At 46.2% G+C, this 17,136-nt stretch carries 16 protein-coding genes; 6 read left to right on the forward strand and 10 right to left on the reverse strand.

Annotation, left to right across the window (positions count from 1 at the left end; genetic code table 11):
- Nucleotides 1-198: 198 nt before the first annotated feature.
- Nucleotides 199-2,190 carry a glucans biosynthesis glucosyltransferase MdoH gene (gene mdoH, locus BZA03_RS18695; RefSeq protein WP_110289564.1) on the reverse strand — a complete coding sequence of 664 codons (1,992 nt, stop codon included), beginning with the start codon at nt 2,188-2,190 and terminating at the stop codon, nt 199-201.
- Nucleotides 2,171-3,796: a glucan biosynthesis protein gene (locus tag BZA03_RS18700; RefSeq protein ID WP_110289565.1), complete on the reverse strand. Its 1,626-nt coding sequence runs from the start codon at nt 3,794-3,796 to the stop codon at nt 2,171-2,173. The genes mdoH and BZA03_RS18700 overlap by 20 nt, the downstream gene beginning before the upstream one ends.
- 826 nt (nt 3,797-4,622) lie before the next feature.
- Here BZA03_RS18700 and BZA03_RS18705 point away from each other — a divergent pair.
- A complete protein-coding gene (locus BZA03_RS18705) occupies nt 4,623-5,177 on the forward strand; it encodes an outer membrane beta-barrel protein (RefSeq protein ID WP_014977785.1) in 555 nt (184 codons plus the stop codon).
- Between the two features lie 53 nt (nt 5,178-5,230).
- Here the strand turns inward: BZA03_RS18705 and BZA03_RS18710 are convergent, their stop codons facing one another.
- From BZA03_RS18710 to BZA03_RS18725, 4 genes are read right to left on the reverse strand one after another with little or no spacing between them, the layout of a single operon-like run.
- A complete protein-coding gene (locus BZA03_RS18710; protein ID WP_014951328.1) occupies nt 5,231-5,467 on the reverse strand; it encodes a YheU family protein in 237 nt (78 codons plus the stop codon).
- 48 nt (nt 5,468-5,515) lie between these two features.
- Nucleotides 5,516-6,550, reverse strand: a complete 1,035-nt coding sequence (locus BZA03_RS18715; protein ID WP_014951329.1) for a hydrolase — start codon at nt 6,548-6,550, stop codon at nt 5,516-5,518.
- A gap of 20 nt (nt 6,551-6,570) precedes the next feature.
- Nucleotides 6,571-7,080, reverse strand: coding sequence for a TIGR02444 family protein (locus BZA03_RS18720; RefSeq protein WP_258364672.1), 510 nt, complete (start codon nt 7,078-7,080; stop codon nt 6,571-6,573).
- Nucleotides 7,061-9,013, reverse strand: a complete 1,953-nt coding sequence (locus BZA03_RS18725; RefSeq protein WP_039228738.1) for an ATP-binding cassette domain-containing protein — start codon at nt 9,011-9,013, stop codon at nt 7,061-7,063. Before BZA03_RS18725 ends, BZA03_RS18720 begins: the two co-directional genes overlap by 20 nt.
- A gap of 118 nt (nt 9,014-9,131) precedes the next feature.
- Here BZA03_RS18725 and BZA03_RS18730 point away from each other — a divergent pair, with 118 nt between their 5' ends.
- Together BZA03_RS18730 and BZA03_RS18735 are read left to right on the forward strand one after the other, a co-directional pair.
- Nucleotides 9,132-9,338 carry a YheV family putative zinc ribbon protein gene (locus BZA03_RS18730; RefSeq protein ID WP_110289566.1) on the forward strand — a complete coding sequence of 69 codons (207 nt, stop codon included), beginning with the start codon at nt 9,132-9,134 and terminating at the stop codon, nt 9,336-9,338.
- A 178-nt stretch (nt 9,339-9,516) separates the two neighbouring features.
- Nucleotides 9,517-10,629: a DUF748 domain-containing protein gene (locus BZA03_RS18735; RefSeq protein ID WP_014977789.1), complete on the forward strand. Its 1,113-nt coding sequence runs from the start codon at nt 9,517-9,519 to the stop codon at nt 10,627-10,629.
- Nucleotides 10,630-10,651: 22 nt separating this feature from the next.
- Here BZA03_RS18735 and BZA03_RS20445 read toward each other — a convergent pair whose 3' ends face one another.
- From BZA03_RS20445 to BZA03_RS18745, 3 genes are all read right to left on the reverse strand, one after another.
- Nucleotides 10,652-10,810 (reverse strand): hypothetical protein, encoded by a 159-nt coding sequence (locus BZA03_RS20445; RefSeq protein WP_012520154.1) that lies wholly within the window; start codon nt 10,808-10,810, stop codon nt 10,652-10,654.
- Between the two features lie 283 nt (nt 10,811-11,093).
- Nucleotides 11,094-11,342: a SlyX family protein gene (locus tag BZA03_RS18740; RefSeq protein ID WP_052234916.1), complete on the reverse strand. Its 249-nt coding sequence runs from the start codon at nt 11,340-11,342 to the stop codon at nt 11,094-11,096.
- Nucleotides 11,343-11,351: 9 nt separating this feature from the next.
- Entirely contained in the window at nt 11,352-12,284 is a 933-nt protein-coding gene (locus tag BZA03_RS18745) for a WD40 repeat domain-containing protein (RefSeq protein WP_014951334.1), read from the reverse strand.
- Nucleotides 12,285-12,481: 197 nt separating this feature from the next.
- Here BZA03_RS18745 and fkpA point away from each other — a divergent pair, with 197 nt between their 5' ends.
- The gene (gene fkpA, locus BZA03_RS18750; protein ID WP_014951335.1) at nt 12,482-13,267 is read left to right on the forward strand and encodes an FKBP-type peptidyl-prolyl cis-trans isomerase; all 786 of its coding nucleotides are present in this window, start codon (nt 12,482-12,484) and stop codon (nt 13,265-13,267) included.
- Nucleotides 13,268-13,533: 266 nt separating this feature from the next.
- Here fkpA and BZA03_RS18755 read toward each other — a convergent pair whose 3' ends face one another.
- Nucleotides 13,534-13,803 (reverse strand): hypothetical protein, encoded by a 270-nt coding sequence (locus BZA03_RS18755; protein ID WP_170826521.1) that lies wholly within the window; start codon nt 13,801-13,803, stop codon nt 13,534-13,536.
- Between the two features lie 174 nt (nt 13,804-13,977).
- On the opposite strand from BZA03_RS18755, the gene greB reads away from it, so the two are divergent.
- On the forward strand, nt 13,978-14,463 hold the full coding sequence (gene greB, locus BZA03_RS18760; RefSeq protein WP_014951337.1) for a transcription elongation factor GreB: 486 nt from the start codon (nt 13,978-13,980) through the stop codon (nt 14,461-14,463).
- A 178-nt stretch (nt 14,464-14,641) separates the two neighbouring features.
- Nucleotides 14,642-16,990 (forward strand): Tex family protein, encoded by a 2,349-nt coding sequence (locus BZA03_RS18765; RefSeq protein WP_110289567.1) that lies wholly within the window; start codon nt 14,642-14,644, stop codon nt 16,988-16,990.
- The last annotated feature ends 146 nt before the right edge of the window (nt 16,991-17,136 follow it).

A 17,136-nucleotide genomic window follows, 5' to 3' on the forward strand; every position in this document is an offset into this window, starting at 1 on the left:
GCGAATAAGCCGAGCGCTTACTCTGTACTTTCTACCTAAAGCTTCAGAATTTTTCTCTTCGACTAGCTGAGCGAGCTTTATTTTAAACGCTCTATCGTGTTTTGACATAAAAAGACCCCCAATAATTGGAATGTCCAACTAATGGGGGTCACTTCACACATGTGCGGTTTTTTTGTTTTGATATCTACTGTGAGTCTATTATGCGCTGTTAGGAAGCCTGTGACGCATAGGCAAAGGCTTTTGACTTAGTACTTGCTCTGGCATGCTCTGCCACACGTTATCAGGAAGCGCAGGTACTTCTGCCTTGTGCTGTGATATAGCGAAATACCCCATTGCAACGCGTAAACGCTTAAGTGCTTTACACTCATTCACTTCCTGGTCAATGACAAACACGCCCCACTTACGCATGGCTATGCCCAGCTTATCGCTGCTTGTTAAGCGGATAACCGGCGCCGCTAACACCATGCCTACTAATACGGGTAACAACCACATAAATAGCGACGGGGTGAAGTAGAAGGTAGTTACGCCCCACGCTACCGCTAAACAGCTCATAATTTGCGTGTGTTTAATTGCAACTTTCCATGGCACTTTGCGCCCTTCACGCTCTTGCGCTTCCCATTTAACAGAGTGGCCAACAAAAACGCTAATTACAAAATAACTGTGATAGAACATCATTAGCGGCGCAATAAGCACGGCCATAGTTAATTCAATTGCTGCCCCTTTAAGCAAAGACCACGCGCCACCAAATTCGCCACGACGTTTTATTAAAGCTAAAGTAATACCGAGAAGTTTAGGCAAGAATAATAAGGCCGCCGTACCCCACATGGTTACCATCATCATGTCTTGGCGCGCTACCTGCCAACTAGGGAACAGCTGGTATTCAGACACGAAGAACTCCGGCACCGATGTGGCGCGAATTAACGCATCTGCTGTGCCTAGCGCCAACATGCAAAATAGTATGAGTGAAGAGATGTACGCAAACGCACCAAATAAGAAGTGCAGGCGGTTTGCCATTTTAAGACCTTTAACGTTCAATAACCCTAAATGCTGTATGTTGCCCTGCACCCAACGACGGTCGCGAATCGCGTAGTCAACAATGTTACTTGGCACTTCTTCATAGCTGCCCGTGGTGTCGGTAAGCAAGTAGGCCTGCCAGCCAGCACGGCGCAGTAGCGCAGCCTCAACAAAGTCATGACTTAAAATTTCACCACCAAAAGGCGCGCGTCCTTCGAGGGTAGGTAGCCCGCAATGCTGCATAAATGGTGCAATACGAATAATGGCATTGTGCCCCCAATAGTTTGCACTGTCTGTTTGCCAAAACGATAGACCTGTCGCCAACATTGGGCTGTAAAGGTGAGCAGCAAACTGCACAAAACGACCAAAGAAGGTGTTTTGACGTACCGGCATTGGAATGGTCTGCACTAACGCCGTATCAGGGTTTTGCTCAATACGACTCGCCAAGTCTTGCATGCGCTCACCGCTCATCACGCTATCAGCATCTAACACAATCATCGACTCGTAGTTTGCACCCCAGCGTTCACAAAACTCTTTGAGGTTGCCCACTTTTCTGTGCAGATTCTGTTCGCGACGACGGTAAAACACTTGGCTAGAGAAGGCACCTAAACGTTTCTTCAGTCGGGAAAAGGCACGTAGCTCTGCATCCGCTTTTTCCATATCGCGGGTGTCGCTGAGCATGAAAAAGTCGAATTTAGAACTGTTGTCACTTTCCATTAATTCGCGAATACAAGCTTCAAACCCCACCATAATACGGCGGGTATCTTCGTTATAAACCGGCATGACGACAGCGTGCTTTTGCGTTAATGACACAGAAGTATCAGGAGGCGTTTGATTTCTGCGCAAGCTCAACGGGTCGATGTTAAAAAGCTGCAGAAAGAAACCGATAATGCCTGTCCAAAACGCCATACACAACCATGCGAACAGGGTTAGCCCCAACCCCAACTGTGCAATCTCTAAGTTGGTAAGGCCGTTAGGTAAAAAGATCTCGTACAAACTCCAACCGGCCAGTGCCGTGCTTGGAATAACTAGCATTGCCATGATAAACAAACGCATATGCTCTCCTTTTAAGATGAAGTGTGAAGCACGTGCAGTGCCATCACTTTTAACCTGAGGCACGGCTTTAGCCTCGTCCGATACCGCTATGCAAGCGCGATTATTTTGGTTGGTAGACATAATTCCAAACCTCACTCACACGTTTACCGTCTTTCTCTATGTAAGCGCGCATATCTACCGTCTGCTTTTCTTTCGGCTTAACAAAGAAGGTGGCCCGCCACTCTTGTCCATCAGCAACGGGGTAAAGTCGCTGCTGAGAAATCGTGCCATTAGTACCCTGTACCACCAACTTCATCGACTCGTTATCAAAAGTAATGGCAGAAGGCGCGCTGAAGTCCACGCTGAACTGTCGTGTCGTATTTAGACTGTCGTTTTTAAACTCGTCACCCGGCAACACAGCCTTGCCTTGGCGGGTACGTACTACTGAGGCCAGTTCACTGACAAACGGATTTTGTTCTACGGTTTTAAGCTCGTAAGCGAAATACAGTGATTCGCCCGAATTGAATGGCTTTTCAGGCGTCCAAAATGCCACGATATTGTCGTGAATTTCGGATTTAGTCGGAATTTCGACGACTTCTAATCGGCCTTTCTCAAAACCAGCTTCTGGCGTCACCCATAGCCCTGGGCGTATATGGTAATTGGCCTCTGCGTCGAGGTAATTATCCCATTCGCCGTCGCGTTGAAGCATGCCGAATCCTTTAGGGTTTGCGTCGCTAAGTGACGTGACTTGAAGGCGTGCAGGGTTAGTCAGCGGGCGCCAAATTTCTTCACCAGCGTGAGTTACCATGAGTACACCGTCACTATCATGCACCTCTGGACGATAGTCGTCATGACGCTTTTCTGTGTTCTCGCCATACAAGAACATACTGGTAAATGGTGCAATGCCTAGCTTGCTCACGTCATCTCTGGCAAATAACCAACTCTCTACCTTAACGCTGGTATCAATATCAGGCTGTATAACAAATTTGTACGCGCCCGCTACAGAAGGGCTTTCAAGACGCGCATAAACAGTAATAGGCTTACCCTCACTCGGTTCTATGACCCAGAACTCAGTGAAGTGGGGGAACTCTTCGCCTTTGGCTAGCGCCGTATCAATCGCAAGACCTCGTGCAGAGATACCGTACACTTGATTTTTACCTACAAGACGGAAGTACGATGCCCCCAAAAATACAGCAAATTCGTCTTTGTACTCTTCGTTCTTGATAGGGTAGTGAACGCGAAATCCAGCAAAGCCTGACTTTTCGTCCGTTAGCCCAGCTAACCCCGACGCAGACCCGTCGTAGTTGAACATGTCACTGTTGAACGCTAGGCGTTCAGGCTTATTGTTTTCACCAATAGTGTGGATAGTGACAGGGTATTCATATAAAAAACCCGGGTGAAAAAACTGCAGTTCGTAGTCATTCTCGCCATGCCAAAGACTCTGCTCGGGCTTGAAGCGAATTGAACGATACGTGGTGTAGTCAATTTCTTTAAGCTTGCTGTTTAACCCGTGATCGTCCTGCTCGTAGCTCTCTGTCGCTGACTGGCGTGCAGCATCAATAATTGACTGAAGAACCGGCGATGCTTTTTGAGGCTGATTGTCGTTGTTAACCTCAACTGCACCGGCTTGATGAAACGCAAATAATGCGATGACACTGCTCATCGCTAAAAGAAGGTGTGACAGCTTATTGCGCTGACGCACATTCGTTTGTAAACCTTTACCGAAAATTGAAACTGGCTTAGCCATTTGTCCTCTCCTTATGAAAACAATGGTTATCCAGATGACCATCAATAACTCGTAACACGCCTTACTTACTGAAAAGCGTCTTTTACAAAAACGGTATTGATTGAAGCCACGCGAGAAAGGCGCTCTCTTCCTTTCTTTATCCACTAATATCGTGAAAAACCGAATTCCTTGCCGAAGGGCTAAAGTGAATGTTGGATAACACACAGAGACTTGAGCAAAAGCTGTTCCAACACGAAATAGTCGCCGTTATTTTTTATATTTTTCATAATTTACAATGCTTTACAAACACACACATTGTGGATTATTGGAGAACACTGGCTTGTAAAAATGTCCGATGAGTTAGACAAAAGGATAACTGTTGTTTTTTAGAGACAGTTTTGTGTGCCAACGTTTTACTAGGAATACATCAAACTTTGATTTTGAACATTTCAAATGTGTAGCCTCTAAAAAGCCAGACGTATTTTATCTATAAATATTAGCGACATAGATAAATTAAGATATATCAAAATAGTGATTTAGTACGAAGTTGGCAAACGCTTTGCTATTCATCATGTTGATAAATAAATCGGACACTATTTCTTAACGGAAATAATAAAGATGGCATGAAGGCAAGTACGGCTTTGTGGTCATCAACCAAGTAGCCTTTTGCAGTGTGTCGTAAAGCACTGACTTGCAACACGTTTTGCAAACTGTCTAGAGCCATTGTGTAAAGACTAGAACCATTATGAAAAGGTTAGAGCTTTATAGAGTACCTAGAACGTGTTTAAACAACGAAAACGTTTGCGGTGAACAAGGTGGGTTACTGAACATACTAAGGAGTTATCACATGCGTAAATCATTCACACTTATTGCAGCAGCACTAACTGCGGCAACACTTCCTCTTACAGCTATGGCCGACAAGCCTGACTGGCGTTACGTAGAAGGTGGTTACACCAAAATGGACTTTGACGACAATGAGTCTTTTGAACCAGACGGTTTAACCGTTAACGGTAAATACCTATTGAACAGCAACTGGTACCTGAACGGCGAGTATAGCTTCTTTGAAGAGGGCAACTTTGACTTTGATATGCTGACACTAGGTGCGGGTTACCGTTTACCTGTTAACGCGACAACAGACGCGTATTTTGGTGCCAACTTAGAGCGTATTGACGGTGACGTAAACGACGAAACAGGTTACAGCATTAATGCTGGCCTTCGCTCGATGATCACAGAGCAGGTAGAGCTGGCGGGTGAAGTTGGCTACTACGATGTAGACGATGGTGAAGCGACATTTAGAGTAGGCGCTAACTATTACATCACGCCACAATGGGCTGTGGGTGCAAACTACAGAATCATTGATGATTTAGACATTATGCAGGTAACTGCACGTTACGCGTTTTAAGCCTTCCTCTCCTCAGGTAGGTAGCCGGGTTGCTCGACCCGGCTTTTTTGTGTCTATTGTTCTTCAGCTTCGCTTGGCTCAATATCTTCTTTTCTTTTGATATCTACACTTTCATGAAGCTCTGAATAGACCAGCACCGCCTCACCCGATTTGAGTCTGTTTAACACTTGCTGCACTTTCACATCTAGCGCAACTTCTTCAGCGCCGTAGTCCGTGCCCTCTCGCAGAACAAAAGACTCAGCCAAGCTATAAAGCGTATCGGCTTCTAGCGCGTCAATGGGGATTATCATTCACACTCCTGATAAAAAGCGTTTGGGTAAATTATTAGGACATCAACATTAGCGGCTGACATAACGACACGTAGTATTTACAGGTAAGGCTTCACTTACAAAACGTTTCACCCGTTCGTGCAGCCATACTTTAGGATTTAATATAGAACCTTGCATGAACCCAACGTGACCGCCTCGTTCACTTAGCTCCACGGTAACGTTGCGCGCAAGCTCTTCTTCCTTAGGCACAATTAAGTGATTCATAAAGGGGTCATCAATGCTATGCAATACCAGTGTAGGACAGTGGATCGCGCTTAAAAAGTGATACGCACTACACTTTTCATAGTAGTCTTGAGCGTCTGCAAAGCCGTGAAGCGGCGCTGTGATCTTCTCGTCGAATTGGGTAAAGCTGGTGATCTCTTCCACATCAGTTTTTGTTAGCTGTATAAGCTTGCGATAATCGATGTACTCCATCTTCTTACGCAGCGTATCCTTCATGCTAGTAAGTAAATACTTTTGATATACGCGAGAAAAACCCTGGTTAATTGATTTAGCGCATTCAGAAAGTTTAAGGGGCGAAGAAATGGCAATCGCTGCCTTAAGCCACTTTTGCGCAGGGTTTTCGCCCAACAGTTTCAATAGCATGTTGCCGCCAAGGGAAAAGCCGATGGCCACTTTAGGAATTCGTGGAAATTTATCGTGAAGCCACTCTAAGAAAAAGCTGGGGTCTTCTGTTTCTCCACTGTGATACGCCCGCGCTTTTAAATTTGGCACGCCACTACAGCCGCGATAGTGCATCATCACCACCTGCCAACCATTCACTGACAATTGAGCCATCATATCGTTCGCGTAATGCGACTTAATGCTGCCTTCTAAACCGTGAAACATCACCACGATACCCGATGTTTCCTGCGGTTTTGGCCCCCACGCCACATCGACGAAGTCGTCATCGGGTAATGTGAGACGCTCCATGTCGTAAGACAAAGGCAACCGCTTTTGAATAAAACGCGGCCATATGGTTTGCACATGACGGTTCTTCGCCCACCCTGGCACCTTAAAGCTGCTTTTTATTATCTTTCCATGCGATAGCGCTGATTTACTCATTTTATTTTCTTATTGTGTTTTTACGATAGTTGGTTAACCACTAGGCTCACTAGTTGGCGCGCCTCGTTGTTGTCTCGCAGTCCGTATACATTTATAAACGCTGCGATAGACGCGTTAAATACGTTAGACGATACAGATTGCCCCTGACCCAGATGCGTGACTGGCTGCTCGTTGAACGACGCAACAATATCGTGCTGCTGCTGTCTTTCAAGCTCTAGCTCTTGTGCTTTGAGTGCGTCATATTCTGCTTGGTCTCCGCCTTTTTCGGGGCTCGCAGCCTTTCGCCTTGCACGGTGATACTGTAACTTTTCTTCGGTCGCACTGGATGCCGCAATCACTGCCTTAAGCTGTGGCAAATTAATGATGACATTATTCTCTAAACACCAGCAAATCAGCAAGAGAACGTTTACATTAACCTTGTGGTTGTCTTGCAGTAAAAGCGCAAGGGGAGCCATATCACCTTTGGTATAGCGAGAAACGCTATACTCCCAAAACGCGCGGTTTTCGATATTAGGCGTTGGCATTGTCATACTCTTCTCGTTTTAGCTCAATTTGCTCTTGGGCATCTAGCCATGCCATCTCTTCTTCTTCAAGCTGTTGCTTAAGCTGAGTTTGCTTGTCGAGTAGGCCCATAAGCTGCGCCTTTTTGTCTTCGCTGTAAAGCGAAGTATCGGCAAGTGACGCTTCCACCTCAGCCAAAGCAGCACCACATTTTTCCATGGCTTTTTCGTGTTTTTCAATGGCTTTTTTAAGTGGCGCAACCCTTTGCCTAAACTCGGCTTCACGGCGTTTTTCTTCTTTACGATCTAATTTGCGTTCCGGCTTACTCTGCGCGCCAGTCTCTTGTTGCTCTTCGTTTTTGGCGTCGCTGTTGGCCTTAGCTTTTTCCGCTGCCTGCTGTTTTAAAATCCAGTCGCGATAGTCGTCCAAGTCGCCTTTAAATGGTTCAACTTCGCCACTGTCTACCAAATAGAAATCCTCACATACAGAGGAGAGTAAGAAGCGGTCGTGCGAGACCAGTACCATGGCGCCTTCAAAGCCTTGAAGCGCGATATTTAGCGCATGGCGCATTTCCAAATCTAAGTGGTTGGTAGGCTCATCCAGCAGCAATAAGTTAGGCTTCTGATAAACAATTAACGCCAATACTAAGCGCGCCTTTTCACCGCCCGACATAGGTGCCACGGGCGCTAACGCTTCATCGCCATTAAATCCAAATCCGCCCAGATAGTCGCGAAGTTGCTGCTCGGTGGCTTTTTCGTCAATGCGCTGCAAATGAAGAAGCGGAGTAGCGTTAGCATCTAATGTTTCTAACTGATGCTGAGCAAAGTAACCAATCTTAAGGCCTTTAGCCGTATTAAATATACCTTGCTTTGGCGCATGCACACCCGCCAATAGTTTGATTAGCGTAGACTTACCCTGTCCGTTTCTACCTAGAAGACCTATTCTGCTGCCAGGTACTAAATTGAGTTTCACCTGTTGCAGCACAATATGGTCGTCGTAACCCAGCTGTATCTTTTCCATTTGCACAAGCGGGTTTGGCAGTGCCGACGGCGGCGCAAAAGAAAAGCTAAATGGGCTGGCCATATGGGCTGGCAACAAGGTTTCCATTTTCTCCAACTGCTTAATACGACTTTGCGCTTGCTTAGCTTTACTCGCTTTAGCTTTAAACCGGGTAATAAACGAATTGAGGTGCGCTACTTTTTGCTGCTGCTTTTCATATTCAATGTTTTGCAAGCGAATACGTTCAGCGCGCTGGGTTTCGTAAGACGAGTAGTTACCGGTGTAGGTGATAAGCTTCTGTTGTTCAACACTGATAATTTGCGCAACCGTGTTGTCGATAAAAGCTTTATCGTGAGAAATCAGCAATAGCGTTCCCGCATAGCGTTGAAGCCATTTCTCTAGCCAAATAACGGCGTCTAAGTCTAAGTGGTTAGTAGGTTCATCAAGCAGCAGTAAGTCTGAAGGGCAAAGCAGCGCTTGAGCTAGGTTTAGGCGCATACGCCAGCCACCTGAAAAATCGCTAACTGGTGCGCTTAACTGCACATTGGTAAACCCAAGACCCGACAGAATGGTCGCTGCGCGAGCTTCCACGTCGTATGCTCCCGCTTGCTCGAGCTGCCCGTGAATTTGGCCAATCTTTACACCGTCGCCGCTTTTTTCAGCGGCTTCTAATTGCGCCTGTAGATTACGTAAATGTTTGTCACCGTCCACCACATAGTCTATCGCGGTCCGGTCAGTTGCTGGCGTTTCCTGTGCCACGCTTACAATTCGCCAGTCATTCGGTACGCTGCAGTCGCCAGCGTCGACACTTAACTCACTTCTCAGCAGTGCAAAAAGCGTGGACTTTCCGCAGCCGTTGCTGCCAATCAGCGCTACTTTGTGGCCTGGAAAAACCTGCGCCGACGCCTCTTCTAGCAACATTTTGCGACCGCGAAGTAGCGATACATTTGAAAGCTTTATCATGAGTAACCTGTGATGGAACAAACTAGGGCGCGTATAATATCAAAAACTTAAGGTAAAAGCTGATCAACACTTACCATTTCAAGGTATAATAATCGCGAAATTCTCCAAAGGTGTATGTATGTCAAAACGTGTAAAACGCCGCTTTGTTGCAGGGGCTACGTGCCCAAAATGCCAAGAGCTAGATACGATTTCGTTATATTTTGAAAATAACGTAGAAAAGTTGGAGTGCGTTGCGTGTGGATATAATGAAGCGCAAACTAATGAAAAGGTGAGTGCCGCCACACGCTCAAACGAAAATGTGATTGGCATCTTTAAACCGCACTAACATTCCTACCCACGTCTCAGTAAATCTTACCGTTAAGCCTGTGTAACACCTTACAACGCTGTGCTCAGGCTTTTTGCAAACGTCTCTTCATGCCACGCCAACGCTGGGTATCCTCGTTACCTAACGAAAGAGGTTGCTCAGGCATAATTTTTGTATTTCCTTCGCAAAGGAGTGAAATATGAAACATGCTAAAAAACGTGCCTGCTATGTCCTTATAGCCTTGTTGCTTACGCTTATTGCCATAAGACTTTACTTGCCTTACGCCGCAGCGTCATACATCAACACGACGCTGAGTCAGTCAAAAGAGTATAACGGCCGCGTGGGCGATGTAGATTTAATGCTATGGCGCGGCGCATACAGTTTAGAACATGTTTTGCTTTATAAGGCGAACGGGCAAGTAGATAGGCCGCTATTTAAAGCTGACTATGTGGAGTTTACGCTTTCATGGTCACAGCTTTTCAAAGGTGCAGCGGTGGGAAAAGTCATTGTTAATTCCCCCGAGATTAATTTTGTAGACGGCAACACGGAGGAGAGAAGCCAGTCTGGTAAGGATGAAAACTGGTTATCTATCGCCGACCAACTCTTCCCGTTACGCATCGATAAGCTAACTATTAACCAAGGAAAAGTCGCTTTCCACAACCCCGATACTTCTCCGGCTATCGACATTGCGCTTCATGATATTCAGCTTGAAGTGAATAACTTGGTGAATAGCGATAACTTGTCAGACTCACGTGTAGCAACGGCCAAAGCGCAAGGACAAACGGCACAGCAGGGCACGATATCCTTAAACGCTAAACTCAACCCCGCAACAACAGCCCCCACATTTGACGTTGATATTCAAGCTGACAACGTTGGGCTAGTGAACTTTAAGAACCTACTTGATACCTACGCACCGTTTGATCTGGAAGCCGGCACCCTCACGCTTGCGGCCGAAGTGGCGTCTAATGAAGGGAAAGTAAAAGGCTATATCAAACCCATATTGCATAATGTGGAGGTATTTTCTTGGAAGGGTGACATTGAACGTGACGGCGATGGTTTTATTGAAGGCAGTATCGAAGCCATTTCCGCGTTTGTCACCGAACTGTTTGAAAACCAAAGCGAAGACCAAATTGCCACACGCATTCCTGTTGAAGGCGATTTATCAAGCCCTGACACCCAAACATGGGAGGCATTTACCGCGATTTTAAAAAATGCATTTATCGAAGCTTTTAACGGCGATGTGGAGAAAAGTATAGAGTTGGATAGACTCGAGCTGGATAAGTTGGAAGCGCCGGAAGGCTCTGAAAATTAAGAGCCCTCGCCGCTGAGCGCGCTTAAATAGTACAGCTATCGCCACAGTCGTTGGCGCCGTCGCGCATACCTTCAATCTCTTGACTCTCTTGCTTGTCTTTTTCAGCCTGTTTCTCTGCTACTGACTGCTCAACAGAGTCAAAATCGATGCTATCAAACGCATCCATATCAAAATCGCTCATAACTCACTCTCTTAAATAGTAAAAAAGGCTTCTTTTTGCTGAAGCCTTTGTATCGGGGCGCAAGTGTAATTCAAATGTATATCCTGGCTAAATGAAGACTTCGCCTAACTCATAACAAGATGAACTAGCGTGATGTTTTTTCAACACTACTGCACATCAACGAAGCGCCTTTGATGTCTTCACAGGCCTCTTCCCACGATGAGCGCCCCGCAATAAGTGTCATCGCCAATGGACGTGATCCAAATGAATACCGCGCTGCAATTATTAGTGCGCTTCAATTATTCTAGTAATGCGGAGGCGGGGTTTCTTCTGACTGCTTAGCAATATTAGACGGCTCGATAGACTTAACGCGGTCAACGACATGGCGTACTTTAAAGGCTAAATCGTCAAGCTGCTTTTGTTGCGAAGACAGCGCTTCATTAAGTGCCTCGATAGTGTGTTCTTGAAAGGCTACCTTCATCTGTAACTCTTCAATATAGCTATTGGCGCTATCTATTTGCTGTTGTAGATGCTCAGCGCTTTTCTCTGTCATGTAAATTCTCTATCTCTCTCGTTGCCATTCTTCGGCAAGGCCACTACTGCTTATGGACAATATATTATCATTGGGGAGGAAGGCGACGCCATACACAACTGCGGTTGGTGGTGAAACTGACTCTCGTGATGCAACCTGTATGGACTGCACTTGCTCGCCAGTTTTCAAATCCCACAGGTATACTTTTCTGGCGGGAGAGCCTGTTAGTAAAAACTGACCATCTTTGGAAAACTCAACGTCTGTGAAGATTTTCTGACGCGCTGCATATTTGAGGGATGCCACAGGCTGCCCGGTTTGCACATTCCACACTTGCGACTTGCTCTGGCTGTCCGCAGTAAAAGCAAAGCGACCTTCATCATCAAGCGCTACTTTTGTTACTCGCGTGGGGTGGGTGAATGTATGAATTATTTGCCCAGTGTCAGTGCTCCATAAATACGCTATGTAATCGTTGCCCCCCGTCAATGCGAACTTACCGTTAGGGGAAATATCAATGGAGTTAACCTTTTCTTGATGCCCTAAAAACTCTAGTCGACGCGAAGTACGAGGTTCAAAGTACATAACTTTGCCATTTGAGCGCGCCACCAATATACCGTTACCATTATTGGTAACCACCACATCTCTAATTGATGACTCGTCAATGCGCCAAAAACCTTCAGGCTCGCCGGTCTCCAGACTCCATAAGGCAAACGCCTCTCGGTCAGCGGTCACAACATAGCTTTTGTCGGCGCTAATGTGCACTGACATGACCAGGTTGTCACCTTCACCTTGGTGGCTCCAGTGATAAAGGGGATCACTTTGTCCAATTCGCCATACGTTTACCCCATTATTCACGCCAGAAACCACCGCTAACGTGCCGTCGGTAGAAATATCTGCGGCATAGGCGCCTTCTTCTACATGACGCCACTGCTGTATTGGCGTAGTATCAGGGACAGAGCATCCCATGGAATTACCTATAAGTACGATGAGTAACGCTATTCTATGGAACATTTGAGGCCTAAACATAATCAAATGGGTTTCGCTTTGTAAACGCTAGGTTTAACATAGCATGGATCACGCATCTTTAACTATCGTGCACACTGCCTTGGATGCAGCAGTATAGACATAGACGCATGATGATAAAAATTTATGGAGACGTTTTTATGCAGAAGTCGCTCGTTGCCTTATCTACTATCGCTGCGCTAGGCCTTTTCGCTTGCCAGCCAAATACATCTGATGAGGCCGCTTCTACAAGCGCTGATAGTGCAAAAACAACTTCTGTTTCAGCAGAAGAAATGACAGATACGCAAAAGCAAGCTTACGCCATGGGCGCAAGCATGGGTTTGTTCGTTAGCAACCGTGCCGAACAACAAGAGCAACTGGGTTTAACATTAGACCAAGATGCGCTACAACAAGGCTTTAAAGACGGTCTAAACGACACCCTTAAGTTTACGCCAGAGCAGATTCAGCAAATCGCTCAACAAGGCGAAGAAGTACTTCGCGCTAAGCAGCAAGAAATGGCGGAACAAGCCGCTGAAAAAAATATTGAAGCTGGCCTAGCTTACCTAGAAGAAAACGGTAAGAAAGAAGGTGTGGTAACTACCGAGTCTGGTCTTCAGTACGAAGTACTTGAAGAAGGCGAGGGTGCAAGCCCAGAAGCGACAGACATGGTTAAAGTTCACTACCGTGGCACCTTGCTAGATGGCACAGAGTTCGACTCATCTTACAAGCGTGGCGAGCCAGCAGAATTTCCACTTAATCGCGTTATTTCTGGTTGGACTGAAGGCGTTCAATTGATGAAAGAAGGCGCAAAGTATCGCTTCCATATCCCATCTGAACTTGCTTATGGTGCGCGTTCTACTGGCGCAATCACGCCAAACTCGACGCTTATCTTTGACGTTGAGTTGCTAGAAGTGGTCAAGCCTGAAGCAGAAGCGCCAACGGAATAAGTTAGTGCTTTAAGAAAAAGAGAAAGCCGACGCATAGCGTCGGCTTTTTTGTTTTAGTGAGTCAGCGTGATCCTTGCTTACCTTTTCCCTACGAGCCAGTGGGTTTTCACCACGCGCGTACCCAAATAGTAAAGTGGGTTATTCAATATGCTTGGTGCCTCGAATTACACTAATAAGCTTAGTCTAAATCGACCAAATTTCACGGTCTATTCCAAGCCTTTTTGGAACAATTTCGCCTTAAAACTTGGTGCTTAAAACAAAAGGTTTTAACGCTGAGGGGCGCGCCGTCTTTCTGTGTGTACCTTAAACGTAGCAAAATGATTTAACAGAGACTGACCCACCTTATACATAGCACAACCTAAAATAAGATATATCACGGTTTGCATACTATTTAAGCGAACAACGATATCAAGCAAGGCATACAACAATAACAGCGCGCCACTTAAAAACAGCATAAAACCGATGATAGTACCGCTGGTTTGGAACGGATCGTTCCCCGACCTTCGACGGTTCAACATTGGTATCCTGTTACGCATTCATTTCCCCTAATGGTTTGACTATTATTTATACTACGACACTAAACGAAAGGTTTATGTTCAATAATTATTCAATCTGTCTCTTTTGTCACTTTTTGACGTACAGAAAGATTGCGTTTTGCCTTATTACCCACATAAAGTAGGGGTAATTAGCTGGATTATTTATAGGACATTGTGAAAACACCGCTTATCACTCGAAAGGGCTACTTAAAGCTTAAACAAGAACTGGATTTCTTGTGGCGTGAAGAACGACCTGAAATTACTCGCAAGGTAACCTGGGCAGCGAGCCTTGGTGACAGAAGCGAGAATGCCGACTACCAGTACAATAAGAAGAAGTTACGGGAAATTGATCGCCGCGTACGCTACCTTCGCAAGTGCTTGGAAAACCTAAAGGTTGTGGACTACGATTCACAGCAAGAGGGTAAGGTCTTCTTTGGTGCCTGGGTTGAAATTGAAAACGAAGCGGGCAAGGTGATGGAACTTAGGCTCGTGGGCTACGACGAAATTTTCGGCCGCAAGGATTACATTTCTATCGACTCTCCGATGGCGCGAGCACTGCTTGGCAAAGAAGAAGACGATGAGTTTGTTGTAAAAACCGAAACGGGCACGAAAGAGTGGTGGATAAACCGTATTTGGTACGACGCAACAGACAAACTGTGAGCACTAATATGCCCTATTTAATCACCCATTTGTAACACAATGATCAGACGACTTCCCCTACACCGCGGTGATATACTCACCGCTCCTGTTTTCACTACCGACGCTGTGTATATAAGCCTTTCACACACCGTTTATTCGCCATTGCCTGACGCGAATTTTTAGTATCTTAGAGCGACTTATGATTATCAATAAAATTGCAGATGAACTTAGCGTTCAACCTTCGCAAGTAACTGCCGCTGTAAAACTTCTTGATGAAGGGTCAACCGTACCTTTTATCGCGCGCTACCGAAAAGAAGTGACACAAGGCCTTGATGACACACAGCTGCGTACCTTAGAGCAGCGCTTGACCTACCTGCGAGAGCTTGAAGAACGCCGCGATGTTATTCTCAAATCTATCGAAGAACAGGGCAAACTAACCGACGAGCTTAAAAGCAGTATTACCAGTGCCGACAGTAAAACGACCTTAGAAGATTTGTACTTACCGTATAAGCCTCGCCGACGCACTAAAGGCCAAATTGCTATTGAAGCCGGCCTTGAACCTTTAGCTGATACCTTATTCTCTGACCCTGATACCGACGTTGAAAGTGCAGCAAGCGAATACGTAAACGCAGACAGTGGCGTTGCTGATACGAAAGCAGCGTTAGAAGGTGCCCGTTATATCTTGATGGAGCGCTTCGCTGAAGACGCCTCACTTTTGGCAAAAGTGCGAAAGTATCTAACTGAAAATGCCCATGTAAAAAGCACCGTTGTATCAGGCAAAGAGCAAGAAGCCGCCAAATACAAAGACTATTTCGAACACAGTGAAAAGTACAAGAACGTACCATCTCACCGCGCGTTGGCGATGTTTAGAGGCCGCAACGAAGGCATGCTACACATTCAGTTAGATGCCGACCCGCAGTCAGAAGACAACGGCCCGTCGCATTGCGAACATATTATTGCCAGCCATTACGATATTATGCACCGCGGCCGTGGTGCAGATGACTTCTTAGCTCAAGTTGTACAGTGGACGTGGAAAATCAAAATTGGTTTACACATGGAAACTGAGCTATTCAGCGCCCTTCGAGAACGCGCTGAAGAGGAAGCCATTGAGGTATTTGCTAAAAACTTAAACGACCTGTTGATGGCCGCGCCTGCAGGTGCAAAAACCACTATGGGCCTAGATCCTGGTTTGAGAACTGGCGTTAAGGTAGCGGTCGTAGACAGCACAGGAAAAGTGGTCGCAACCAACACCATTTTCCCGCATGCACCACAAAACCAGTGGGATAAATCTATTCGCACGCTCACCACGTTGTGCAAGCAATACAAAGTAGATTTAATCAGCATTGGCAACGGTACTGGCTCGCGCGAGACAGACAAACTCGTTGGCGAAATGCTCAAGAACAACAGCGAGCTTACTGCACAAAAAATTATGGTCAGTGAAGCGGGTGCATCGGTGTATTCAGCCTCTGAGCTTGCTTCAAAAGAATTGCCTGACCTTGACGTGTCAATCCGCGGCGCAGTGTCTATCGCTCGACGCTTGCAAGACCCGCTGGCAGAGCTAGTTAAAATTGAACCTAAAGCTATTGGTGTAGGCCAATATCAGCATGACGTAAGCCAAAGCCAGTTAGGCAAATCGCTAGACCGTGTTATTGAAGACTGTGTAAACGCCGTTGGCGTTGACTTAAACACTGCATCGCCCGCGCTGTTGAGCTACGTATCGGGCTTAAATAAGACCCTGGCGCACAACATTGTGAATTTCAGAGACACCAACGGCGCTTTCCCAGACCGTAAAGCGCTTTTGAAAGTAGAACGTTTAGGACCTAAAGCCTTTGAGCAAGCGGCAGGCTTCCTTCGCATTGTAAACGGCACCAACCCACTTGATGCCTCTGCGGTTCACCCTGAAGCATACCCAGTGGTAGATAAGATTGTTGATACTACCGCTGTTGCTGTTAATGACATCATCGGCAATACCGAGCTGCTAAAAAGCCTGTCGCCAGACACCTTTACCAGCGACGCATTCGGTTTACCAACGGTTAAAGACATTCTAAAAGAGCTGGATAAACCTGGCCGCGATCCTCGTCCAGAGTTTAAAACTGCCGCGTTTAAAGAAGGCGTTGAAACCATCAACGATCTTAAACCAGGCATGATTTTAGAGGGTGTGGTTAGCAACGTGGCCAACTTTGGCGCGTTCGTTGATGTAGGCGTACATCAGGATGGACTGGTGCATATTTCAGCACTGACTAACAAGTTTATCTCAGACCCACGCGAGGTAGTTAAAGCAGGCGATATCGTCAAAGTAAAAGTGCTTGAAGTAGACGTACCGCGCAAGCGTATTTCCTTCACCATGCGCTTAGACGATACTCCGAGTCAAAGCAATAATGCAGGCGGTAAACCAGCAGCAGGAAAACCACAAAGTAAAGGGGCTGGGCGTGCTAACGCAAAAGCAAACCCTCGTTCAAATCAGGGTGGCGGCAATCGCAACAGCCAGCCTCAAAACAGCGCCATGGGCAACGCCTTTGCTGATGCATTTGCTAAAGCAAAAAAGTAAACAGTAGCGATTCAACATAATTTACTGTTGCTTATAGAGGGCCTGTCACTGACAGGCCCTTTTTCTATCACGCTTCCATTTAGCCTGCCGTTTTTGCTACATTAGATTGTGGTACATTAGTTCGGGCGCATGGAAATTTTATGTGC

Source organism: Alteromonas sp. I10 (assembly GCF_003201515.1).
Taxonomy (GTDB): Bacteria; Pseudomonadota; Gammaproteobacteria; order Enterobacterales; family Alteromonadaceae; genus Alteromonas; species Alteromonas macleodii.